At 62.1% G+C, this 23775-nt stretch carries 21 protein-coding genes; 4 read left to right on the top strand and 17 right to left on the bottom strand.

Annotated features, from left to right (window positions below; genetic code table 11):
* Positions 1-64: 64 nt before the first annotated feature.
* From efp to I6L36_RS07640, 3 genes are all read right to left on the bottom strand, one after another.
* Complete coding sequence (efp, locus tag I6L36_RS07650; protein ID WP_010673788.1) at positions 65-631, bottom strand: elongation factor P; 567 nt, start codon at positions 629-631, stop codon at positions 65-67.
* A gap of 45 nt (positions 632-676) precedes the next feature.
* Positions 677-1873: an elongation factor P maturation arginine rhamnosyltransferase EarP gene (gene earP / locus I6L36_RS07645; protein ID WP_109111958.1), complete on the bottom strand. Its 1197-nt coding sequence runs from the start codon at positions 1871-1873 to the stop codon at positions 677-679.
* Positions 1874-1968: 95 nt separating this feature from the next.
* A complete protein-coding gene (locus I6L36_RS07640; protein ID WP_049636557.1) occupies positions 1969-3012 on the bottom strand; it encodes a GMP reductase in 1044 nt (347 codons plus the stop codon).
* 391 nt (positions 3013-3403) lie between these two features.
* Here I6L36_RS07640 and I6L36_RS07635 point away from each other — a divergent pair, with 391 nt between their 5' ends.
* Positions 3404-3883 (top strand): ATP-dependent zinc protease, encoded by a 480-nt coding sequence (locus tag I6L36_RS07635; RefSeq protein WP_041201491.1) that lies wholly within the window; start codon positions 3404-3406, stop codon positions 3881-3883.
* Positions 3884-3950: 67 nt separating this feature from the next.
* Here the strand turns inward: I6L36_RS07635 and I6L36_RS07630 are convergent, their stop codons facing one another.
* The 7 genes from I6L36_RS07630 to I6L36_RS07600 all read right to left on the bottom strand — a co-directional run bounded on the left by I6L36_RS07630 (position 3951) and on the right by I6L36_RS07600 (position 10451).
* Positions 3951-5390, bottom strand: coding sequence for an ATP-binding protein (locus I6L36_RS07630; protein ID WP_216987099.1), 1440 nt, complete (start codon positions 5388-5390; stop codon positions 3951-3953).
* Complete coding sequence (locus I6L36_RS07625; protein ID WP_041215642.1) at positions 5387-6079, bottom strand: response regulator; 693 nt, start codon at positions 6077-6079, stop codon at positions 5387-5389. The genes I6L36_RS07630 and I6L36_RS07625 overlap by 4 nt, the downstream gene beginning before the upstream one ends.
* 81 nt (positions 6080-6160) lie before the next feature.
* Positions 6161-6808, bottom strand: a complete 648-nt coding sequence (locus I6L36_RS07620) for a tetratricopeptide repeat protein (RefSeq protein ID WP_109111957.1) — start codon at positions 6806-6808, stop codon at positions 6161-6163.
* A 1-nt stretch (position 6809) separates the two neighbouring features.
* Positions 6810-7658 carry an SDR family oxidoreductase gene (locus I6L36_RS07615; RefSeq protein WP_039039562.1) on the bottom strand — a complete coding sequence of 283 codons (849 nt, stop codon included), beginning with the start codon at positions 7656-7658 and terminating at the stop codon, positions 6810-6812.
* Positions 7655-8311, bottom strand: a complete 657-nt coding sequence (locus I6L36_RS07610) for a TenA family transcriptional regulator (protein WP_039039563.1) — start codon at positions 8309-8311, stop codon at positions 7655-7657. The genes I6L36_RS07615 and I6L36_RS07610 overlap by 4 nt, the downstream gene beginning before the upstream one ends.
* A complete protein-coding gene (locus tag I6L36_RS07605; RefSeq protein WP_109111956.1) occupies positions 8308-9789 on the bottom strand; it encodes an AMP-dependent synthetase/ligase in 1482 nt (493 codons plus the stop codon). Before I6L36_RS07605 ends, I6L36_RS07610 begins: the two co-directional genes overlap by 4 nt.
* A complete protein-coding gene (locus I6L36_RS07600) occupies positions 9786-10451 on the bottom strand; it encodes a thermostable hemolysin (protein ID WP_109111955.1) in 666 nt (221 codons plus the stop codon). Before I6L36_RS07600 ends, I6L36_RS07605 begins: the two co-directional genes overlap by 4 nt.
* A gap of 187 nt (positions 10452-10638) precedes the next feature.
* Between I6L36_RS07600 and I6L36_RS07595 the strand changes: the two genes are divergently transcribed.
* The 3 genes from I6L36_RS07595 to I6L36_RS07585 all read left to right on the top strand — a co-directional run bounded on the left by I6L36_RS07595 (position 10639) and on the right by I6L36_RS07585 (position 13638).
* Positions 10639-11280 (top strand): class I SAM-dependent methyltransferase, encoded by a 642-nt coding sequence (locus I6L36_RS07595; RefSeq protein WP_103243584.1) that lies wholly within the window; start codon positions 10639-10641, stop codon positions 11278-11280.
* Positions 11281-11354: 74 nt separating this feature from the next.
* A complete protein-coding gene (locus I6L36_RS07590) occupies positions 11355-12581 on the top strand; it encodes a winged helix-turn-helix domain-containing protein (protein WP_109111954.1) in 1227 nt (408 codons plus the stop codon).
* 94 nt (positions 12582-12675) lie between these two features.
* Positions 12676-13638 (top strand): hypothetical protein, encoded by a 963-nt coding sequence (locus tag I6L36_RS07585; RefSeq protein ID WP_109111953.1) that lies wholly within the window; start codon positions 12676-12678, stop codon positions 13636-13638.
* A gap of 69 nt (positions 13639-13707) precedes the next feature.
* Here the strand turns inward: I6L36_RS07585 and frdD are convergent, their stop codons facing one another.
* The 7 genes from frdD to mscM form a co-directional block, all read right to left on the bottom strand.
* Entirely contained in the window at positions 13708-14064 is a 357-nt protein-coding gene (gene frdD / locus I6L36_RS07580) for a fumarate reductase subunit FrdD (RefSeq protein WP_010673803.1), read from the bottom strand.
* A 112-nt stretch (positions 14065-14176) separates the two neighbouring features.
* On the bottom strand, positions 14177-14575 hold the full coding sequence (locus I6L36_RS07575) for a hypothetical protein (protein WP_010673804.1): 399 nt from the start codon (positions 14573-14575) through the stop codon (positions 14177-14179).
* Positions 14576-14591: 16 nt separating this feature from the next.
* Positions 14592-15326, bottom strand: a complete 735-nt coding sequence (locus I6L36_RS07570; RefSeq protein WP_042065016.1) for a succinate dehydrogenase/fumarate reductase iron-sulfur subunit — start codon at positions 15324-15326, stop codon at positions 14592-14594.
* Positions 15319-17103, bottom strand: a complete 1785-nt coding sequence (gene frdA / locus I6L36_RS07565) for a fumarate reductase (quinol) flavoprotein subunit (protein ID WP_069652131.1) — start codon at positions 17101-17103, stop codon at positions 15319-15321. Before frdA ends, I6L36_RS07570 begins: the two co-directional genes overlap by 8 nt.
* A gap of 514 nt (positions 17104-17617) precedes the next feature.
* Complete coding sequence (locus tag I6L36_RS07560) at positions 17618-19495, bottom strand: methyl-accepting chemotaxis protein (protein ID WP_010673807.1); 1878 nt, start codon at positions 19493-19495, stop codon at positions 17618-17620.
* 156 nt (positions 19496-19651) lie between these two features.
* The gene (locus I6L36_RS07555; protein ID WP_109111952.1) at positions 19652-20329 is read right to left on the bottom strand and encodes a glycerophosphodiester phosphodiesterase; all 678 of its coding nucleotides are present in this window, start codon (positions 20327-20329) and stop codon (positions 19652-19654) included.
* Between the two features lie 29 nt (positions 20330-20358).
* Positions 20359-23634 (bottom strand): miniconductance mechanosensitive channel MscM, encoded by a 3276-nt coding sequence (gene mscM, locus I6L36_RS07550; RefSeq protein WP_109111951.1) that lies wholly within the window; start codon positions 23632-23634, stop codon positions 20359-20361.
* Between the last annotated feature and the right edge of the window lie 141 nt (positions 23635-23775).

Genomic DNA, 23775 nt, shown 5'->3' with positions numbered 1-23775 from the left:
GGTGCCAGCCAATAAAAAAGCGAGCCTTGGCTCGCTTTTTTTGCAATCACATCAAGGGGTCAACTTAGTTGACGCGACGCTTGAATTCACCGGTACGGGTGTCGATTTCGATCTTGTCACCGATCTCCACGAAGGCGGCAACGGCCAGCTCGTAGGAGGTGCCCTTCAGGCGGGCAGGCTTGGTCACTTTACCGGAGGTGTCGCCACGGGCGGCCGGCTCGGTGTACTCGACTTCACGCACGATGGTGGTCGGCAGTTCTACGGAGATGGCTTTCTCGTTGTAGAAAGTCACTTCGCAGAGGTCTTCCATGCCGTCTACCAGGTAGTTCAGGGCATCACCCAGGTTGTCTTTCTCGACGTCGTACTGGTTGTACTCGGTGTCCATGAAGACATACAGCGGGTCGGAGTAGTAGGAGTAGGTGCACTCTTTACGCTCCAGCTGAACGACTTCCAGCTTGTCGTCGGCCTTGAAGACGGTCTCGGTGGCGCTGCCGTTCAGCAGACCCTTCAGCTTCATCTTGACCACGGCGGAGTTACGGCCGGATTTGTTGAATTCAGCCTTCTGGACCACCATCGGCTCGGTGCCGATCATGACTACGTTACCAGCGCGGATTTCCTGTGCGGTTTTCATGTAAAAAATTCCTGTTCGTGAAACGGACGGATAAAAACTGCCAGATTATATACGGCTTTCTAAAAATTTCACCAACCTCGTGACGAGATCCCCGTCCGCCAGCAGCCTCTGTGGCCAGGAGCGCCCATGTTGCTGCCATTTGGCCGCGTATTGCGGCCATTGTGCCCAGAGTTCACCGGTGTGTTCCCCCCGGTTGAGGGCATGGTTGAAGCGACGCAGCCACTGACCGGCCGGCGCTGGCAAGGGGGAGAGGTAGTGGTCGAGAAAACCGTCCAGCTTGACCATGTGGGCATCCTCTTCCTGCTGGTAGATGTGCCAGAGGAAGGGGCGCCCCGCCCACTGGGCCCGCACGAAGGAGTCCTCCCCGCGCACCAGGTTGAGATCGCAGCTCCACAGCAGGCGATCGTAGCCCCTCTGATCGGTCATCGGCAGCAGCTTGATGGTGAGGTTGCCCGCCTGGAGCAGATCTCCGGCCCGGGCACCGGGAATGGCCTCTGCCAGCCCTGCGCCGATGAGCACGTCGTCGAGGGAGCGCCCCAGCGGCAGCAGCAGGGTGACGGGGGTGACGCTCTGGCGCCAGCCCTCGGCCAGGCTCCTGAGCGCCTCGCTCTCGTAGGTAAAGAGGCTGACCCGCAGCTCGTCTTCTCGTTGGGGTGGCAGGCCGAGGCTGGCCCAGTAGGCGGCCAGTCCCGCAACATCCTGTTGCCAGCGCTCGCGCTCGACGATGAGGCCTCGCTCGCACAAGAGGCCGCCCGTTTTCTGCGTGAAACCCGGGAAGAAGAAGTACTTGTCGAGGCGCTGGCTGCCGACCTGCTGGGGCGAGGCGAGGCCATGGCAATCCTCGACCCAGCTCTCGGCCGAGAGGTATTCGAGGTTGATCCAGCAGGGGGGCGTGGTCTGCTCGGCCATGCGTTCGATAAAGGGGGCGGGCAGCTCGCAGGCAAACGCCTCGATGACCACCCTGGCCGGGGTCATGTCGGCGGGGAGGCGCTCGTGCCAGTGCTGGACATAGATGCCATCGACCCACTGACCGTCCTGTGCGGGGTCGAGCGCCGGGCAGATGCGGGCGAAGCTAACCAGATCGTCCACCCAGAGCCGCACCTGCACCTCACTCTTCTGCGCCGGGAGCGCGCCTTCCTGTTTGAGCTGGCGGGCGAGTCGCCAGGTGACGCCGATGTCACCGAAGTTGTCGACGACGCAGCAGAAGATGTCCCAGTCGAAGGGGGGGAGAGGGCTTGTCATGGCGCGGGATCCCAGATGCAAAAAAACCGGTGCGCAGGGTAGCACACCGGTTGGTCGGCTTCTAACCGTCAGCGCGTGACGGGGTCTGTGGCAGGTTACTCCTTGCCGTAGACGTTGTTCTCCTGCTCGCGCACCCGGATGAAGGTGGTGCGTTTGGTGAGCTCTTTCAGCTGGCTGGCACCCACATAGGTGCAGGTGGAGCGAACCCCGCCCAGGATGTCGCGCACCGTGTTCTCCACCGGACCGCGGTAGGGCAGCAGCACGGTTTTGCCTTCGGAGGCGCGATACTCGGCGACACCGCCGGCGTGCTTGTCCATGGCGCTGGCCGAGCTCATGCCGTAGAACTTCATGAAGGGCTCGCCATCGACCTCGACGACTTCGCCGCCGCACTCTTCGTGAGCGGCCAGCATGCCCCCCAGCATCACGAAGTCGGCGCCGCCGCCAAATGCCTTGGCCACATCCCCCGGGCAGGTGCAGCCGCCGTCACCGACGATCTGGCCGCCCAGGCCGTGGGCCGCATCGGCACACTCGATGATGGCGGAGAGCTGCGGGTAGCCGACCCCGGTCTTGACCCGGGTGGTGCAGACCGAGCCCGGGCCTATGCCCACCTTGACGATGTCGGCGCCGGAGAGGATGAGCTCCTCCACCATCTCGCCGGTCACCACGTTGCCCGCCAGGATGACGTGGTTCGGGCAGGCCTCGCGGATCTTGCGCAAAAACTCGACGAAGTGCTGGGAGTAGCCGTTGGCCACGTCCACGCAGATGAAGCGCAGGGCGCTGGACATCGCGAGGATCTGGCGTGTCTTGGTGAAGTCCTCCTCCGAGGTGCCGGTAGAGACCATCACATGGCCCAGCAGGGCCGGGTCGGTCTCATTGACGAAGGTTTGCCACTGCGCAAGGCTGTAGTGCTTGTGCACCGCCGTCATCATCTCGAAGCTGGCCAGGGTACGCGCCATGGCGAAGCTGCCGACGGTATCCATGTTGGCGGCGATGACGGGCACGCCCTGCCATCGGGTCTGGGTGTGCTTGAAGGTGAACTGGCGGGTCAGGCTGACTTGGGAACGGCTCTTGAGAGTAGAGCGCTTGGGGCGAAACAGGACATCCTTGAAACCGAGCTTCAAGTCTTCTTCGATACGCATTGCGAATTCCTTATTGAGCCTTGTGTGAGAGCTCACTTTGCAGTGGCAACTTTTCGGCAGGCGCAAAAAAACCGGTGGTTTTCAGGCCCTCCGGTTTACAGCAGTGTAGGCAAAAATCCCGTCAGAACAAGACTGATAATTCACGCACCGCTGTGGTAGCCTTTGGCGTCACAACCTGAGGATGGCCGCCAGCGTCATCCAGCACCCTGTTCTCCCCTCGTTTTCCTGCTGCATTCCCCACTCACGCGCCGTGCCCGGCATGGATTGTCGCCTGTTGGCACCGCGTCCAGAGCCCGTTCCCCTGCGCGCCAGAATCCGGTTGACCCGGCAGTTGGCTGTGATACATCTGGGCGCAAGACTGACAAGGCGAGAGAGCAAGATGGGCAAGAGAATGGTGGCGGCGGCCATGATGTGGGCGCTGTGCGGCAGCGCGATGGCGGCCCAGACCAGCTATGGCTGGATCGAGAAGGGGGTGCTGATGCCCTACGGGGTGGCGGTCAAGATGAAGCTCGATACCGGTGCCCTCACTTCGTCGCTGGATGCCCGCGACCTGAAGCATTTCAAGAAGGATGGCAAGCCCTGGGTGCGCTTCAACCTGGTGCTGACCGATGCCAATACCGACAAGGTGGTGCGCCGGAGCGTGGAGCGACCGGTGGAGCGCAGCGTGACGGTGCGCGGGGCGGGCGGCATGGAGCAGCGCCCGACGGTGACCATGTCCGTCTGCGTCGGGGACCAGGTCTACAAGGAGTGGTTCACCCTGCGGGATCGCAGCAAGATGATCTACCCGGTGCTGCTGGGGCGCCGTCTGCTGGCGGAGCTGGGACCGGTGGATTCGAGCCGGACCTTCACGGTACAGCCCACCTGCGACTAGGGTGGTGGTGCCATGAAAAACGGGGGCGTGGCCCCCGTTTTTCATGGCGTGCGCAAAGGCTGACCCGTCATGCCTGGCGCGAGGCGGGCAGCAGCACGCTCACTTCGAGCCCCCCTTCAGGCCGATTGTGAATGTCGAGATCCGCCCCGTGAAGCTGGGCGATGCGCGAGACGATGGCCATGCCAAGGCCCACGCCATCCCCCTGCTGGGGATTGACCCGGAAGAAGCGCTCGCACAACCGGGAGAGGGTGGCGGTGGGGATGCCGGGGCCGTTGTCCCGCACATCCACCCGGATCCGGTTGCCCACCTGGCTCACCACCACGGCGACCTCGCCGCCCACCTGGGTGTAGCGCAGCGCATTGTCGATGAGGTTGCCGAACATCAGCTCCAGCAACATCGCCTGTCCCATTACCTGCACCTGTTCGGCGCCCTCCAGGGACAGCTGCTGATCCTTTTTCAGGGCGATGGGGGCCAGGGTCGCCAGGGTGCCCTGCAACAAGGGGAACAAGGGAAGGGCGGTGAGGGCCGGGCTCTGCTGGTTGTCGATGCGGGCCTGGGTCAGCAACTGGCGGATAAGCCGGTCGCTGCGATCGAGGGCCAAGAGCATCTTTCGCAGGGCCTGCTCCCGGCTCTGATCATCCTCGGCCGTCATGGCGTTCTCGCTGTGGATGCGCAGTACCGCGAGGGGCGTGCGCAGCTCGTGGGCGGCCTCGTTGGTGAACTGTTTCTCCCGATCCAGAGTGTCAGCGAGGGCGTGCATCAGCCGGTTGATCTCCCCCACCAGCGGCGTCAGCTCCTCGGCCTTGATGGCGAGATTGAGGGGGCTCAGGTTGGCGGGATGACGCTCGCCGATGGCTTGCGCCAGCTGGTGCAGCGGTGACAGCCCCCGGGTGATCAGCCACCACAGCAGACCGAGCAGGAAGGGCAGGGTGATGAAGAGGGGCAGCATGGTGAGGGTGGCCATCTTGCTGGCCAGCTCGCTGCGTTCGTCATCCCGCTCCGCCACGATGAGCCAGGTCTGTTCACCTTCGTTGTAGAGGGTAAAGGTGCGCCACTCGTGATGATCCTTGGTCTCGCTGTTGAAGCCCCGCTCCAGGGTGGTCAACGGTTGGGCCGGGGCATTGGGCGAGCGCAGCAGCACGGCGCCCTGCTCGCTCAGCAACTGGAAGTAGAGGTTGTGCTCGAATTCATGGCCATAGGGGGTGAACTCGTTGTCCTGGCCGAACTGGAAGAAGCCGCCCTTCTCGATGTGGGGCGTCTCGGGGACGGCCTGCACCCACTCCTGGTACACGGTGCCGTTGCGCGGCAGCTCGCCGCTCTGCTTGAGATAGCGGCTGAGCAACTGGTTGGTGATGCGGGCGGACTGGGCGAGACGGGCATCAAACAGCTCTTCCATTTCGTGGTTGGCCTGCAGGTAGCCGATAAGGCCGCTGATGGCGAGGCTGAGGCTGACCAGGGCCAGGATGCCGGAGAGCAGGAAACGGCGGATGGAACGGACACGGCTCATGGAGCGGAGGCTCCTCTTGCGCCCTGGACGTCGAGCTGGGGCACGATGTAACCGACACCGCGAATGTTGCGGATGAGCTCGGGGAAGAATTTCTTGCGCAGATGGTGAATGTGCACCTCCACCGCGTTGCTCTCTGCCCCCTCGTCCCAGCCGTAGAGGCTCTGTTGCAGTTGATCCCGGCTCAATACCCGGCCGCTCTGGGTGATGAGCTCCTGCAACAGCTTGTACTCATGGGGGGTGAGCTTGACCGGCTCGCCCCGATAGGTGACCTGTTGTGACGCGGGGAAGAGCTGCAGCTCCCCGTACTCCAGCACCGCCTGGGCCTGCCCCTTGCTGCGCCGCACCAGGGCGCGCAGCCGGGCGTTGAGCTCCTGCAGGGCGAAGGGTTTGACCATGTAGTCGTCGGAGCCTGCATCCAGCCCCAGTACCCGGTCGTCCAGGGCATCACGGGCGGTCAGGATGAGCACGGGCAGGGTCTGCCCTTCCCGGCGCAACTTGCGCAGCAGGCTGATGCCGTCGATGTCCGGCAGGTTGAGATCCAGGACAAGGGCGGCAAACTCCTCGCTCTTGAGCGCCGAGAGGGCCGGCATCCCCTGCTGGAGCCAGTCCACCGTGTAGCCGCTGCTGCGCAGGGCATCCACCATGCCGTCTCCCAGCATCACATCATCTTCCACCAACAGGATCCGCATTGTTCTCTCCCTCAAACGACACTGCCCACCAGTATGCAAGCTGGTGGGCAGAGTTGAAATAGCACACTGTGCTGCTTGTGTTTACAGCTTGGCGAGACGCTCGCGAATTTCCATTCTGCGGCCCTCGTCCGCCACCTCGCGGCCAGGGCGGGCCGGGGCGGCCAGGGCCTTGTCCAGATAGACCTTCGCCTGTGCCTTGTCACCCTGATTCAGCAGGAAGTCGCCGTAGAAGAAGTTGGGGTCGATGCCGGTGGGATTGATGGCCAGCGCCTGCTTGAGCAGCTTCTCCGCCTTCTCGTCGTCACCAAAGCCCACCGGCCAGCCCGGCACCTGGTAGTAGAGGGAGCCCAGGCTGGTGTAGGCCGAGCCTTCCAGCGCCTTGGGATCCTGCTTGATGGCGATCTCGAGCTTGGCCTTGGCCTCCTTCACCAGACCAAGGGCGCCGAGGCCGCCCTTGGCCCCCGCCCAGGTGCTCTTGACGATGGCGGACCAGATCAGCAGATCGGTGCGAAATGCCTCCTTGGCGCTCGCCTCATCGGCCTTGGCACTCAGGCTCTCCAGGCAGCTCTCCTTGGATTTTCCGGTCTGCTGGTACTGGCAGTGGGCCCACTCCTGCTGAATGGTGGGCAGGGCATCGGCGGCCTGGGCCAGACCGCTTGCCAGCAGGCCTCCCAGGGCGAGCAACAGGGGGCCGTGACCAAATCGGGGACGGAAAGTGGCGTGCTTCATCTCAATGTTCCTTCTCGTTTGTCGCACAGGCGGGATCGCTCCTGTGATCGGGGGCTGGGGAGGCGGTGCGGCGGGCGTGGCGCTCGATGATCGGGCGCTGCTTGGCCAGGGCCATGTCCACCAAGGCGGGCAGCAGGCCGTTGAGCCGCACAAAGAGCTTTTCCGGCCAGCCGAGCCAGCGGCGGCGCGTCTCGTTGCACAGGGCGATGACGGCCTCCTCGGCCACGTCCTGTGGGCTGTCGGTCCGGGTGCCGAGCTCGGCATTCATGGCATAGGCCGCCTCGGAATTGAGGTGGGTGCGGGTGGCGCGAGGGGCAAAGTGCAGCACCTTGATGCCGGTTCCCTCCAGCTCCCGCCCCAGGGACTCGCTGAAGCCGCGCATGGCGAACTTGCTGGCGCAATAGACGCTGTAGCCGGCAAAACCGATGGCCCCGAGGCTGGAGCCGATGTTCATGATGATGGCGGGCTTGCGCAGCCGGGGCAGCAGGGCCCGGGTTAGCTGGATGGGCGCCTCGACGTTGAGCAGCAACTGGCGTGTCACCTGCTCGCTGCTCTGATCTTCCAGCCAGGCGAACTGGTTGCAACCCGCACTGTTGATGAGCACGTCCAACCCCTCGTCCAGGGCCGGATGTTGCAGCAGCTGCGCCCGCTCATGGGGAGAGCCGAGATCGGCCGTCACCGTCTGGTGGCGATCCGGATGAGGCAGCTCCCGGCGCAGGCGCTCCAGGGCGCTGGCCCGACGACCGTGCAGCAGCAGATGGGCACCCTGGGCCGCCAGTTCATGGGCCAGGGCTTCACCAATGCCGCCACTGGCGCCAGTCAACAGTATGCGTTTGCCTTCAAGCTTCATTGGCATGATCCCGTGAGCTGATAGAGCATGTCGCCATAGAGGCGGTAGACCACCTTGGCGGCGTGAATGATGGCGGCCTGATCGGCAGCATCTTCCACCCGGTTCATCAGGGATTCGAAGAACTTGAGGTGCTCCTGGTCCAGGGCCCCGTGGGAGCTCAGGTAGCTCATGGCCTGGGGCGGCAGACCCAGACCGCTCTTGAGCTGGTCGGCGACGGTCAGGGCGATGGCGACGCTGGTGCCTTCCAGCACCTGCACCATGCCGAAGAACCCCATGGGGTTGCCGCGCTGGATCTGGTCGTAGAGGAAGGCCACCATCAACTCGATGGGCAGGCCCGGCTGGCCGTGGCGCACCGCCTCGGCATCACCGCCGCAGGCACGGATGTCGTTCAGGATCCACTCCTGATGGCCGTACTCCTCGTCGATGTACTCCCTGATGGCGCCACGCACCCATTCGTACTCCTGCCCCAGCTTGCCGCCGGTGGCCATCAGGAGCGGCACCGTGTGGCGCACGTGGTAGTAGGCCTGTGCCAGGAAGGCGAGGTAGGTGTCACGGCTGATGTCGCCGCGGCGGCAGGCCTCGATGATGGGGGCGTTGAACAGGCGTTCGCGCTCGCAGGCGGTGGCTTGTTGCAGGGTCTGGTAGAAGCTCATGAGGTCTCTCCTGTGAGGCATTGGCTGATCTGCCGGGAAAAATGGTGATAAATCTCGTTGCGACGGGGGCGCCCGTTGGCCGTCAGCAGGCCGGGGAGCTGATCCAGGGCGACCGGCAACCAGTGATGGATGCGGGCGTAATCGGGCAACTGCTGGTTGAGCCGGGCAATCTGCTCTGGCAATTGGGACTGGCTGCCCGGCAGCGGTTGGATAAGGGCCACGTTGGCGGGCTGACCGTCACCGAAGATGACGATGCGGGCGATGGCCGGGCAGAGCTGGGCCTGGGCTTCCACCCACTCCGGGGAGAAGTTGCGGCCAAAGGCGGTGATCTGCACGTTCTTCTTGCGCCCCGTGATATGGAGATAGCCCTCCTCGTCGATCCGACCCAGATCCCCTGTGGCGATCTGGCTGCCCGTCTCGCCCTCTTCCCCCAGGTAGCCCAGCATGGCGCTGCCGCTGACCATGACTTCGCCGTCTGCGGCGATCGTCACCTGGCAGTGGGGCAGGGGCAGGCCGACGCTGCCGGGACGATCCCCGTGGGGGCCGTTCAGGGCGACCACGGAGCCGCATTCTGAGAGACCGTATCCCTCGTAGACCGGCAGCCCCGCCGCACGGGCGTGAGCGATGAGTTCGGGGGCGACCTTGCCGCCGCCCACGGCGACGAAGCGCAGGGTGCCGAGCTGTGTTGCCAGGGCAGGGGTATTGAGGCACAGGGCCAGCAGCAGGCGCAGCAACTCGGGGACCAACACCAGGCTGTGGCTGGGCCAGCGCAGCAGTGCCTGGGCCAGGGCCGCAGGATCCAGCTTGCTGGAGCCCGAGAAGCCGAGTTCCCCCAGGGAGGGGATGCGGCTGCAGGCGCCGGTCAGCAGCGGTACATACAAGCCGGTCAGGTTCTCCAGCAAGGTGGTGAGGGGCAGCAGGGTCAGGTGTTTCTCAACCCGGGCAGGGGCCACCCGCAGGGCAAGGGACTCGCAGACCGAGGTCATCTGCTCCAGCGACAGGCAGACGCCCTTGGGTTGCCCCGTGGTGCCCGAGGTATAGGTGATCTTGGCGGTGCCTGCAGGCAACTCGGGGAGGCGTGCCGGGATGCGGCGCCACAGGGGCACGGCCTGCTCATCGGGCCTGCCTGCCATGAGCACGAGGGGTGAGGCGGCTTGCCACCCCTGGTGCTCCGGGCCGACCAGGGCGTCTGCTCCGCTGCTTTCCAGCAGCCACGTCTGCTGCGCCGGACTGAAGAAGTGGGGAACCGGGATGACCACGATGCCGGCCCAGGTGCAGGCGAGATCGATCAGCGCCCAGGGCAGGCCGTTGTCGAGTTGCAGGGCCAGGCGGCGGATGCCGGCCCCTTGCAGCACTCCTGCCAGTTGCTGGATCTGCTGCCACAGGCTCTGGTAATCCAGCTCACCCTGGCTGCCTAGCAGCGCAGGCTGGTGCGGGGTCTGGCTGGCATGGTGGGCGATGGTGTCGAACAGCGTCATTGCGCGCACCTCCTGTCGATGTCGGCATGGTTAAAAAGGCGGGGCATGGGCCCCAGCAGGTTGAGCAGCAGGCTGCTCTGTGCGAGTACCTCGCGCCCCTGGTTGATGTCGCCTGCCATCACCTTGGGCTGGCAGCGGTAGTATTCGCCCCAGGCGCTGGCATCCTCTCCCACCTGATGGGCCTGGGCGGGGGCCAGCTCCACCGGGTTGAGACGCAGGCGGGTAAAGCTGTTGCGCAGCTTGGCGGTGCCGGTGAACACCACGTAGTCCAGGGCGTTGTCACACAGCAGACGGCACAGCGCGGCAAACATCAGGCGGGCGTGACCCGGTTCGCTGCAGGCAAGATTGCCCACTTCGATGATGCGGTGGCGGGCCGGACGGACCCCGAGACGGGTCTCGATGGCGGCCTCGACAGGCTGCTCCAGATATTGCTCCAGATAGAGCGGTTGCTCGTGCTCGCCATGGCAGGCCTGGTTAAGGCCGCAGGCACCGACCAGCACGCCATCTGCCCGGTAGAGCCCGAGCTGGCAGGGCAGAAAATGGGGAATGCGGGCGTTGAACTCGAGGGTATAGGCGGCCTGGATATAGGTTTGCAGCGCCATGACCTGCTGCGGGGATTCGGCCAGGATCAGCCGGTAGGGGGCTTGGATCTCGATGGTCATGGTTGGCTCCTTCTCTTGCGATGGGATGAGAGTAAAAGGGCAAACTTAAGAAACCCTTAAGGCGCAAAAAAAGACGAAAAAAACTGGCGGGGGGTGAACGAGGGTCGATGGGGGCTCCAGACAAAACAGTTGCCAGCAGCGGGCGTGGCAGGCAATCTGCCCCGCTGTCGCCACCCGAGGAGCTGCCATGTCATCCCCTGTTCACTGTCCCCTGTGTCTCTCCCCTCGGCACCATGCCCTGCCGGTGGCGGGCAAGGGCTATTACCGCTGCCTGGCGTGCGAGCTGGTCTGGATGGACGAGGCGGACCACCTGGACGAGGGGGCCGAGAAGGCGGTCTATGACGGGCACGACAACCGGGTGGACGATCCCCGCTACCGGGCCTTTCTGATGCGTGCCTTTGGCGAGGTGCTGGCCCGGGTGTTGCCTCCTGCCAGCGGCCTCGATTTTGGCTGCGGCCCCGGGCCTGCCCTCATCGCCATGGGGCGGGAAGCGGGCTTCGAGATGGCGGGCTACGACAAGTTCTATGCCGACGACCCAGAGTGCCTGACAAGGCAATACGACTTCATCACCAGCACCGAGGTGATAGAGCACATCGCCACCCCCCGCGCCGTGCTGGACACGCTCTGGGGCTGCCTCAAGCCCGGCGGGGTGCTGGTGTTGCAGACCCAGCGGGTGCTGGGGGACGAGCGCTTCAAGACCTGGCGCTATCGCCACGATCCCACCCACATCGTCTTCTTCGCCGAGGCCTCGTTCCGTGCCCTGGCGGTCCGCTGGCAGGCAGAGGTCGAGTTTCCTCATGCGGATGTGGCGGTGTTCACCAAACCCTGAGCCGGGCGTTTTCATTTGGCCATGAGTTGGGCATGCTGGTGGCCTGATACCCAGGAACGGATGCCCCTATCTCCATGTCGATCCCCCACCTCTCATTGCAAGACGCTCGCCACCTGCAACTGGCGGCCCAGGGGCTGCTGACCCCGCGCCGCGCCAGAGCAACCCCCGCCGACCTGCTCGCCTGCATTCGCCGCATGGCGTTGCTGCAGATAGACACCATCTCCGTGGTGGCCCGCAGCCCCTATCTGGTGCTGTTCAGCCGTCTCGGCCACTACGATCCGCGCTGGCTGGAACAACTGCTGGCCGATGGTGACCTCTTCGAATACTGGGCTCATGAGGCCTGTTTCGTCCCCCGGGAAGATTACCGGCTGCTGCGCCATCGCATGCTGGATCCCGCCGCCATGGGCTGGAAGTTCTCCGCCCAGTGGCTCAAGACCCACGGCGGCGAGATAGCGCAGATAGTCGAGCGCATACGCCAGGATGGCCCGGTGCGGGCGGCAGACTTCGAGCGCAAGGGGGACAAGGGCAACGGCTGGTGGGACTGGAAGCCCGAAAAGCGCCATCTGGAGGTGCTGTTTACCGCAGGTCAGCTGATGGTGCGCGAACGGCGCAATTTCCAGCGGGTCTACGATCTCGCCGAGCGGGTCATGCCGGAGTGGAATGACGAGCGGGATCTGCCGAGTCCTGATCTCGCCCGGCGGGACATGGTGCGAGCCAGTTGCCGGGCGCTGGGGCTGGTCAAGACCGGCTGGGTGGCGGATTACTATCGCCTTAAACGGGGGAAATACGACGCCCTGCTCCACCAGCTGGCGGACGAGGGGGAGCTGTTGCCGGTTCGAGTGGAGGGGTGGCAGCACGGAGCCTTCGTTCACGCCTCCCTGGCCGATGAACTGGTCCGGGCCCAGGCGGGCTCCCTCAAGGCGAGCCACACCGCCGTGCTCTCGCCCTTTGACCCGCTGGTGTGGGATCGCAAGCGGGCCAGCGAGTTGTTTGGCTTTGACTATCGCATCGAGTGCTATACCCCGGCCCCCAAGCGCCAGTACGGTTATTTCGTGCTGCCGTTGCTGCATCGCGGCAAGCTGGTGGGCAGGATGGACGCCAAGGCCCATCGCAAGGAGGGGGTGTTTGAGGTCAAGAGCCTCTATCTGGAAGACGGGGTCAGGGTGACCCGGACCCTGGCCCAGGATCTGGGCAAGGCCATCCAGAAGCTGGCGGAGTGGCACCAGACCCCGCTGCTGCGTTATGGCAACGTTCCTGCTCCCTTGCTGGCCCTGTGGCAGGAGATATCGTCGCCTCTGTAGTCAAACTTACGGGGATTAATAAGCACTTGTTCAAGTGTTGGTACGCTAATTGGTTAGCGTACAACGACAAGCTCAAATCGTGAGAGATATTAGGATGGTGACAGGACAACGACTTAATACCGCACTTTGTGGGCTTTCAGCAGAGTTCGGTTACTACCCAGAGTTTTGTGATATTGAGACCGATAGATTCTCAATCAGAACACTTCCCGAACATGAACGCATTGTGGCGCTCGTATCAGGGGACCCGAATGTCCTCAAAGGTTGGATCTATCCGGGGGCGCAGCAATATAGAGAATTCATGAGCGGACATGTTCGTTCAATGCCTTATAACGTTCGTGTTTTTGGGCTTCCCAAAACCCATGTTCTGACGCTTCCAGAGCGCAGAAACAGAGAGGAACTCGATTTTGTTGTGTGGTGCTTATCCTTTTTCACCGGTATGAGACTAACTACAACAGAGGCTGGCTTTCTCGATGCAACCCCCATCCAGCCGGGAAAGCTCGTTGATTTTATCCTGAGTCGCAGCACTATCGCCGATGTCATCGAATTGGCGCTGGACTATCTGGAATCGGAGCGTGGTGATGCTCGTGCGCCTAAGCGGGTGACTGCTGTCATCCATGCCTTGTTTTTGGCGCAGTATCCACAGAATCTCTCTTTTGAGCGATTTCAGTACCTGTACATGGCACTGGATGCTTGTTTCAGGCTAGTTGAAGTCAAAGAAGCGAAAAAACTCCAGATTTCTCATGCTGGACGTGTTCAATGGATGTGTGAAAAATTTGGTATGCCACTACCTGATTGGGCTAAGAACAGCAAAACAGAGCCCTCATCGCTATCGGTCGCCCGTAATGACACTTTCCACGAAGCCATATTCTTTGATGGGCCGTTGGGATTTGCTAGTTACGACGGTAACCTGCGCTCAGCAGAACAGGAAAACACCCTACTGCAAATGGAAGCATTGGTTTGTCGGTTACTGGTGGCCATTCTTGGTAAGCCTGGCGTCGGTTATGTTAAGACCTCCGTTAATACCATAGAGATTCACGCACTGGAACTACGTGGATGAAGGCCAGAATTAAACCGCAAATAAAAAAACCGGGCACTGGGCCCGGTTTGTCATGCAGTCAGGATGTGCTTACTGGAGCACCAGCACCATCAGCAGGCCGACGGTGATGGCGGACACCAGGAAGGCGAAGCCATAGAACACATAGTGGTGCAGCTTGGTGGTGTGGATCCCCAGATCATGCAGGCCGTGGTAAATGCGGTGCATGCCGTGCCAGACGGGCAGGGCGATGATCACCAGCAGGATGCAGGCACCCCACCAGGAGCTGGCGAATGCCAGCACGCGCTCGTAGCTCATGGTCTCCACGTCCATGATGCCCATGGGCACCAGCAGACCTGTGATGAGGACAATGACCGGCAGCAGCATGGCAACCACCATGCCACCCGCACCAAACAGACCCCAGTAAATTGGCTCGTCAGAACGTCTCATATTTTTTCCTCAAATCATGATTGAGTGATCGTGGCCAACGTTTCTGAGTGAGAGCCCGGTACCAAACAGACACCAATAACCGGGTTCGTCAGAACGTCTTATGGTTTTCTCCTCAGGCCACGATGATCAGGACAAGCAGGGATACCGCCGCCAGCGCCACATACTGGGCGATGACGATCGGCTTCTCCGGCACCAGGTCTTCGCCACGGAAGATGCGCATGGCTTTCGGTGCCAGTGCGAACCAGGTCTTGGCGTGGAACAGGCAGGCTGCCAGGGCGATGACGTGGAACAGGATGGCAATGGGGCTTTGCAGGGATTCCAGCCAGCCGTTGAATGCCTCCTGACCCTGTACCAGGCGCAGCAGACCCCACATCAGCACGACGGCGTAGATGGAGACGAAGATGCTGGTGCCTTCGCGGATCATGTAACCGGTGTAGAAGGCATTCTTCAGCCACCAGTCTTTTTTCATCTCGCGCACGTAAGGCTTACGTTTGCTCTCAGTGTTGTTCATGGTCTCACTCCTGGTCTCAATCCGGCTTGAACATGGCGATCATGTAGTCCTTGGCGCTCTCGACCTTGCCAAGCTGGATGGCGGCGGCCGGATCCACGCCCTTCGGGCACACTTCGGAGCAGTAGCCCACGAAGGTACAGCCCCAGACGCCCTCGTCCTGGCTGATGATCTTCATCCGCTCCCTGGATGCGCTATCGCGGTTGTCGGCGTTGTAGCGATAGGCCAGCGCCAGTGCTGCCGGACCGGTGAACTTCTTGTTGATGCCATATTGCGGGCAGGCCGCGTAGCACAGACCGCAGTTGATGCACATGGAGAACTGGTGATACTTCGCCATGTCAGCCGGGGTCTGGGTGTACTCGCCATCGCACAGGCTGCGCGGCTCGGACGGGATGATGTAGGGCTTGATGCTCTCCAGCTTCTCGATGAAGTCAGACATGTCGACCACCAAATCGCGCTCGATGGGGAAGTTGTTGAGCGGCTCGATAGTCATCTTGCCCGGCAGGTAGTCGCGCAGGAAGGTCTTGCAACCGAGTTTCGGAATGCCGTTGACCATCATGCCGCAGGAGCCGCAGATCGCCATCCGGCAGGACCAGCGGAAGCTCAAGGTAGAGTCCAGATGATCCTTGATGTATTGCAGCGCATCCAGCAGGGACATCTCTTTGAGGTAGGGCACCTGGAAGGTCTGCATCCAGGGCTCGTTATCCTGCTCGGGACGGTAGCGCAGGATTTCAATTTCGATCATCTCAGCCATTCTTCTTAGCCTCGTCTTGTTTCTCACCCTCGGAACCGTACACGCGCTTGGCCGGTTGGGATTTAGTGATCTTCACATCGGAATAGTCGATGGTCGGGGCCCCTTCGTCGTTGTAGAAGGAGAGAGTGTGCTTGAGGAAGTTGACGTCATCGCGCTCCTCGTAACCGTCCAGACGCTGGTGGGAACCGCGGGACTCTTTGCGGTTGATGGCGGAGTGCGCCATGGCTTCCGCCACGTCCAGCATGTAGCCCAGCTCGATGGCGTACAGCAGGTCGGTGTTGAAGACCGAGGACTTGTCGTTGATCTTGATCTTCTTGTAACGGGCTTTCAGCTCGTTGATCTTGTCGATGGTGCCCTGCATCAGCTCTTCGGTACGGTAGATACCGACACCGGCTTCCATGGACATGCCCAGTTCGTTGCGGATATCCGCCGGGTTTTCGGTGCCGTCGATGTCCAGCAGGGAGAGGTGCTGCTTGATGAGCGCCTCGGCCTTGGCGACCAGCGCCTGGGTGTTGCCGTGTTGCTGGGTGGCGGCAAACTCGGCTGCCTGCTCACCGGCCACCTTGCCGAAGACCACGATCTCGGACAGGGAGTTGGAACCCAGACGGTTGGCGCCGTGCAGACCGACGGAGGCACATTCGCCAGCGGCATAGAGACCGGCCAGACGAGTGGCGCACTTGCCGTCGGTTTCGATGCCACCCATGGTGTAGTGGGCGGTCGGACGTACCGGAATCGGCTCTTTCACCGGATCCACACCCACGTAGGCCTTGGCCAGTTCGCAGATGAAGGGCAGACGCTCTTTCAGGTACTTCTCTCCAAGGTGGCGCAGGTCGAGGTGAACCACGTCGCCCATGGGGCCCTGGATCACGCGGCCTTTTTGCTGCTCCTGCCAGAAGGCCTGGGAGAGACGGTCGCGCGGACCCAGCTCCATGTGCTTGTTCTTCGGCTGGCCGACCGGGGTTTCTGGGCCCAGACCGTAATCTTGCAGGTAGCGATAGCCATCCTTGTTGAGCAGGATGCCACCCTCACCACGACAACCTTCGGTCATCAGGATGCCGGTGCCCGGCAGACCGGTCGGGTGATACTGGACGAACTCCATGTCCCGCAGTGGGACGCCGTGGCGGTAGGCCAGGGCCATGCCGTCACCGGTGACGATGCCGCCGTTGGTGTTGTAGCGATAGACACGACCTGCGCCGCCGGTGGCCAGCACCACGGACTTGGCCTGGATGAAGCGGGTGATGCCGTTCTGGATGTCAAAGGTGACGACACCCTGGACGCGGCCATCTTCCACGATGAGATCCAGACAGAAGTGCTCGTCGAAGCGCTTGATGGTCGGGTACTTGATGGAGGTCTGGAACAGGGTGTGCAGGATGTGGAAGCCGGACTTGTCGGCGGCGAACCAGGTGCGGGGGATCTTCATCCCGCCGAAACGGCGAACGTTGGCCTTGCCGTCCGGTTTGCGGCTCCAGGGGCAACCCCAGTGCTCCAGCTGGATCATCTCGTTGGTGGCGTTGTTGACGAAGTACTCGACCACGTCCTGCTCACACAACCAGTCACCACCGGAGACGGTGTCGTTGAAGTGGTTTTCCAGGGAGTCGTCATCACGAACGACGCCTGCGGCGCCACCTTCGGCGGCCACGGTGTGGCTGCGCATCGGATAGACCTTGGAAATCAGGGCGATTTCCAGCTCCGGGTGGGCTTCTGCAATGGCGATTGCGGCACGCAGGCCACCGCCACCGGCACCGATGATGGCAACATCGGTCTTGATAATATCCACATCTGCCTCCTTAGGGATAGATTTGCTGGGCACGATTTTGCTCTATGAAAAAAATTCAGGCTTGATGCAAGTCAAACTGCTTTGTTTTAGTGCTTGGCAACGGTGATTTTTATTACAACCACCCCATTCCTTGGATGAAAATGCCGTCATTATCGCCATCCATCAGTGATCTGGATCAGCCGTACTCGCTACTCTGGTGATTTTAACTCCAAGATTATACGTAGTTTTCTTTCAAAAAAATGAGAAATGCCTCTCTTTTTGGGTATTACCCATAAAGTTTTTAAGTTTTTTATCAAAACAGTTTAATGATAACTATTATCACGATGACATATCGAGGTTAGGCATCAAAAAAGTAATGCGAATATAGCCATGACAGACTGGGCCCGTCTCCCACACATGGGCAAAAGGAGATGTCGATCACAGGGTTGAGGGTCTCGAAAGGGGATTATAACCGTTGAAACAAAAAGGGTTTATAAAAAAGGGGCCTGAACGGCCCCTTTCTTCCCATGGTTGATCAGATGCGGAACATGCCGACCTGATTATTCAATTCACCTGAAATATTTTTAAGCTGGGCCGACAGATTGCGGGAGCTGTCCGCATCCACTGCCAGCTCGTCCGAGACATCCTTGACCGCCTGGATGTTGCGGCTCACCTCGTCGGTGACGGCACGCTGTTCCTCGGCGGCGCTGGAGATCTGGGTCGCCATGTCGGAGATCTGGTTGATGGAGGTGGTGATCTGCTCCAGTGCCTGGGTCGCATCGTTGGCATCTTCCACGCTGTTCTGGGCCAGCAGCTGACCCTCGTGCATGGTACTGACGGCGCCCTGGGTGTTGCGCTGCAGGGTCTCTATCATGCTGCGGATCTCGACGGTGGAGCTGTGGGTGCGCTGGGAAAGCACCCGCACCTCGTCGGCCACCACGGCAAAGCCGCGTCCCTGCTCGCCAGCCCGGGCGGCCTCGATGGCGGCGTTGAGCGCCAGCAGGTTGGTCTGCTCGGCGATGCCCTGGATGGTGGAGAGGATGGTGTTGATCTCCTGGGCGTTCTTCTCCAGTTCCTGAATGATGCCGGAGGCCTGCTTGACCTGGGTAGCGAGATCCGTGATGGAGCGCTGGTTGCGGGCAATCACCTGCTTGCCGTGCTCGCAACTGCTGGAGGAGCTGCGGGCCGCTTCCGCGGTCTGCTCGGCGTTGCTGGCCACTTCGACGGCGGTGGCGGACATCTCGTGCACTGCGGTCGCAATCTGGGAGATCTCGTTTTGCTGGCGGGCCAGCCCCTGGTTGGATTTCTCCGCCATGTCGTGGGAAGACCTGGCCTGCTGGTTGAGCTGGGTGGAGGAGTTGGAGATGTCCTGCACCATGACGTGGATGCGCTCGATGAAGGTGTTGACGTGCTTGGCGACGGTACCGACCTCGTCTTCACGCTCGATCTTGATGCGACGGGTGAGATCGCCGTTGCCGCGGGAGAGATCGGCAATCGCCTCGCCCAGGGTTTTCAGCGGCGCCAGGGAGCCGTTGATGGCGACATAGGAGAAGCCCGCCACGATGAGGATGGTCAGCAATCCCTGGATGAGGGCGGAGGTGACCATGCGGGAGACGGACTGGTAGGCGACCGCTTCGTCCACCACGATGCCGAAATACCAGTTGGTGTTGGGGATCTCGGTGAGGTCGAATACGCTTGCCTTGCCGCTGATATCCATCTCGGAGATGGTGTTGTCATGGGCCAGCTCGTTGACCTTGGCTGCCGTCAGCTCCGGGGAGATGGCGGTGGCGGGTTTGAGGGTCAGATCCTTGTCCGGGTGGGCGATGATGGTGCCGTTGCTGTCCACCAGAATGGCATAGGTGCCTTCCGAGTTCATGGCGAGCACGTCTTTCACCAGACCGTCGATGGAGACGTCACCGGCGATGACGCCGTCGGTGTTGCCACGACTGAAGGGCTCGGCGATGGTGATGATGAGCTGGCCGGTGGTGATGTCGGCATAAGGGGCCGTGATGGCGAGCTTGCCGGCGGCCATGGCGTCTTTGTACCAGGGGCGCTGGCGCGGATCATAGCCGGCCGGCAGATCGGTCGGCTTGCTCTGGATCATCCGGCCATCCTTGGTGCCCACATAGACGAGATCGAAGTTGCCCGCATTCATGGACTGGGCCAGGTGGCTGAGGGGCTCGTCTTCCTTGGCGAAGGCTTCCTTGGTGGCGGTGACGAGATTGATGCGGGCGTCGAGCCAGCGGGAGATCCCCTTGACGTTGGCGACCGAGCTGTCGTCGATGAAGCTCCAGATCAGCCGCTGGGTTTCACTGCGCAACTGGGAGGTGTTGTACCAGACCTGCAGGCCGGTGATGACCAGAATGATGGCCCCGATGGAGAGGACCAGCTTGTTCTTGATGGATAGGTTCATGTTTACATCCTTGTGAGCGTCAGTCAGAGATCCATGGTGTTTGTTATTGTTATGAGCCAACTCTGTATCGGCTGGCTATGGACTTTATGTATCCCGGTGCACCGCATTTTTTCAATTCTTTTCACCTCCTTGTGGCCTGCCAGGCCGCGCCGATACTCAGCTGAATCGATCTGGCCGGTTGGTGAAGATGCCATCGACACCCATGCTGGCGAGGGCGCTCCCATCACTCACTTCGTCGACCGTGTAGACCAGGATCTTGAGCCCCCGGCGATGGGCATCCGCCACCAGGGTCTCTTCGACGAAATCCACGTCGCAGTTCAGTGACCAGGCCCCCAGCGTCTCGGCGAAGGCGGCGCCGTCGAGGGGCAGGCTGGCCGTGAGGGCGCCGATCCTGATTTCCGGTCGCAGTCCCTTGAAGCGTAACAGCTCGGGATGATGAAAGGAGGAAACGATCCAGTGCGCCTGGGTAAAGCCAAGCTCGGCCTCGGCCCGCCTGGTCAGGGCGGCCACCGGCTCGGCGGTGTGGGCGCCCTTTAGCTCGATGTGCAGTTCGCAGCGCCCCGCCACCAGTGCCATCACCTGCCACAGGGTCGGGATCCGCTCCCCGTCCCCCGCATCCAGGCTCGCCAGGTACTCCCGGGATTGCCCGGTCAGCACACCCTGGCCGTTGGTGCAGCGCTCCAGCCGCCGGTCGTGGAAGACCCAGAGCTCTCCGTCGGCCCACTGCACGTCCAGCTCGATGGCTTTGGCACCCAGATCCAGCGCCAGGCTCATCGCCTTGAGGGTATTCTCCGGGGCCAGGCCGCTGGCACCGCGATGGGCAATGATCTGCATGATGGCTCCTGTTGTCGTCTTTGGGGGCTTCATCCCCGGCTCATCCGGATGTCGATCTGCTGATGTGGCAGATGCATGCCGACCTGGCCGAGTTTCTCCAGGATCAGGGAATGTACCTCGTGCGTAATGGGCATCCGGTGATCCATGTTGTTGACGTAGAGCCGGATCTCGTAGATGAGGGCCGAGTCGGTGAACTCGATGAGGAACACCTCCGGGGCGGGCGTATCCAGCACCAGGGTGGACTCGCGCACGCTCTGCTCCAGCAGTTGCTGTACCTGCTTGGGATTCTGGGTCAGGCCGATGCGAATGCGCAAGCGGACCCGGGTGATGGCATCGGACAGGGACCAGTTGATGAACTGCTCGGTGATGAAGGCCTTGTTGGGGACGATGATCTCCTTCCTGTCCCAGTCCACTATGGTGGTGGCGCGGGTCTTGATCTTGGTGACGGTGCCGGTGAGATCACGGATGGTGACGGTGTCACCCAGGCGGATCGGTTTTTCGAACAGGATGATGAGGCCGGAGACGAAGTTGGCGAAGATCTCCTGCAAGCCGAAGCCCAGCCCCACAGAGAGTGCTGCCACCAGCCACTGGGTCTTGGACCAGTCGATGCCGAGCATGGAGAAGCCGGTGAGGGCGCCAATCAGCAGCACCAGGTACTTGCTCACCGTGGTGAGGGCGAAGCCGGTGCCGGGGGAGAGGCTCAGGTGCTGGAGCAGGGTGAGCTCCATCAACCCTGGCAGGTTGCGGGCGGTGACCACCGTCAGGATAAACGCGAAGACGGTCAGCATCAGATCCTGCAGGGTGATGGCGGAGAGCTGCTCGATGCCGGCCACCTTGCTGCTCACCTGCCACACCTCGATGCTGCTGAGGAAGCTGAATGCCGAGTTGAGATCCGACCATTGCACCACCACCAGCATGGTGAAGCCCAGCATCAGCAGGGTGCGCACCAGGCCGAGGGACTGAGCGCTGATGGTATCCAGATCCAGCTCGGGCTCCTCCACCACATCGGGGATCTCGGAGCTGAGATCGTCCTCTTCCCGCTCCCGCTGCGCCAGGATCTCGGCCCGCTTCTGCTTGGCGCGATCGAAGGCGAGTCGGCGGCGCTGGATCAGCATCCAGCGGTGGGCCAGATAGTAGACGAGCAGGCAGCCGAGCCCCGCCAGAAGGCTCAGCTCCAGCTGGCGCAGCAGGGTGCGGGAGGTGTAGAAGTAGCCGAACAGGGCGCCCAGCACCGCCAGCAGCGGGGCCAGCATCAGGCTGTTCCAGATGAAGTGGTGCAGCAGATGGGGCTTGGTCATGTCTGCCTGACCCCAGGTGAGGGGCAGTTTTTCCCGGTTGAGGCGGGCAAAGAAGAGCAGCAGCCAGAGGGCCCCGATGATGAAGGCGAGGCGCCCCAGGGAGTCGTAGAAGGCGTGTTCCTGATAGCTGCTCGCCATGCCCTGTACGAAGAAGCTCGGGATCAGCACCAGCAGCAGGGTACGAAACTGTCCCCACACTCGCTGCACCCGCTCCTTCTGCCAGCGGAAGTGGAGGATGAGGATCCCCTTCTCCAGAGTGAGGTGGCGCGCCACCAGCAGGGCCAGCAGCAGGAACCAGATTTCACCCAGGCCCCGGGCCACCGCCACCGCGAAGGGATATTGCCAGGCGCCGTCCAGCAGGCCGTGCACCATGAGCACCATGGCGGGCAGCGGCAGGGCGGCGAGCACGGAGCGCACCAGCAACCGGCTGGTGAGGCTGAACTTGTCCTGGGTTACCTTGCCGATGCGCGGGGCAATGTACTGGCTGTATTGAATGAGGTGGTGGGCCAGTTTCAGCCAGCACCAGGCCAGCCCCAGCAGCCCGAGGCCAGCCAGGGTCAGGCTCAGGGGGTTGTTCTCGGCGATGGCCCTGGGCAGTTGCAGCCAGTTGGCCGGGTTGAAGGCAAGGCCGAGGGCGGCCGGGACGCCGAGCAGCACCGCCGGGCTCAGGGGGCGCACGTCCGGCATCCAGAACAGATGGCTGGCGCTGAGTTCGCGGATCTCGTCGATCTTGCTGTTCTGGCGGCTGTAGAGCAGCTTGAGGCGGGTCTGCTCCTGAATGAGGGTGTCGGAGGCATCGTTGAGCCGGGTCAGCAGTTGCCGCCTTGCCTTGAGCAGGTTGTCCAGCACGGCGCGCTGGGCCCTGTCCAGGGTGATGCCGTCTCCACTGAGCAGGCTGTTGCGCAGCTGGACCGGATCCTTCAGGGCATCCTGCTCGGTCTCGTACTGGTATTTGGCCATGCGCGCCTTGACGATGGCTGACTCCAGCCGCTCCAGCGGGAAGTAGGCGGGCAGATCGGCCAGCTTGCTGCGCAGGTTCTCGCCGTAGGCGTTGCTTATCTGCAACCACTCCAGCTGTTCGCGCACCGAATTGACCAGCTCGTTGAGCCCGGAGAGGGAGGTGTCCACCCCCCGTTGCTCGTCCTGCACCCGTTCAATCTGGTCCTCGAGGGCCCCCAGTTGCAGGGAGAGGGCCTGGTTTTGCTGCTGTTGCTCCTGCAAGAGGGGTAGGTCAGAGGTGAGCTGGCGGCGCAGGCGTTCGCTCTCGGCCAGGGCCTGCTCGGTCTTGTCCCGGCGCAGCTGGTTCTGCTGGGCAAGCAGACTGGTCTGCCACTCATCCTCGTCGGTGATGGCGAGGTTGAGCTCCTGCAGCTTGAGCTTGCCCAGATCGTTGCGCTGCTGGGCGGAGAGCTGCTCCAGCTCCAGCATCTGGATCCGGTCGGAGAGGCTCTGCTCCTTGAGTCGGGTGGCCAGTTGCTGGGCCTCCTGCAACCTGTCCGACTCGTTGCTGAAGCTCAGGCGATCGAGCAGGGAGCGGGTCTGGAGCAACTGCTTGCGCAACTCGTCGACCCGCAGGTGATACTCCTGGCCCGTGCTCTCAAGCTGGTTGAGGCTGTCGGTCACCGCCTGACGCTCCTTGCGCAGGTTGAGCTGGCGGTTGCTGCTCAGGCTGATGGCCTGGCGCAGGGCATCCTCCTTGAGGGAGGAGAGGGACGGGCGGGACTGGGGCTGATAGTTGTGCAGCCCCTCCTTGAGACGGGCGGACTCCTTGGGGTAGTCGATGAGGATCTGCTGGTAGGCCTTGCCCTGTTCCCGGTAGCGCTGGGCATCCCGGGCATATTGCAGGGCCTGCTGGTAGCTCTCCCGCAGTTGCTGGTTTTCCGGGGTATCCGTCTTGGGGATGCTTTGCAGCAGCTCCTCTACCTGAGTGATGGCATCATCAGCCTGGACAGCGGAGAAGGGGAACAGGCTGAGACAGAGCATCAGACAGAGCAGGCGTTGCAACATGGCGCACGTTTCCGTTCAGGAGAAGTCGCCCTAGCCTAAAGCAGGGGCCGGGGCGGGTAAAGCCCTCAAGATGAATGATCCACGGCACAAATAACGGGTGATCCGGGTCTTGTTTGGCTATTATTCTGGCCGTTCCCCTTC

It is taken from the genome of Aeromonas sp. FDAARGOS 1406 (assembly GCF_019048565.1).
GTDB lineage: Bacteria > Pseudomonadota > Gammaproteobacteria > Enterobacterales > Aeromonadaceae > Aeromonas > Aeromonas caviae.
This window is presented reverse-complemented; position numbering and strand designations above follow the sequence as displayed.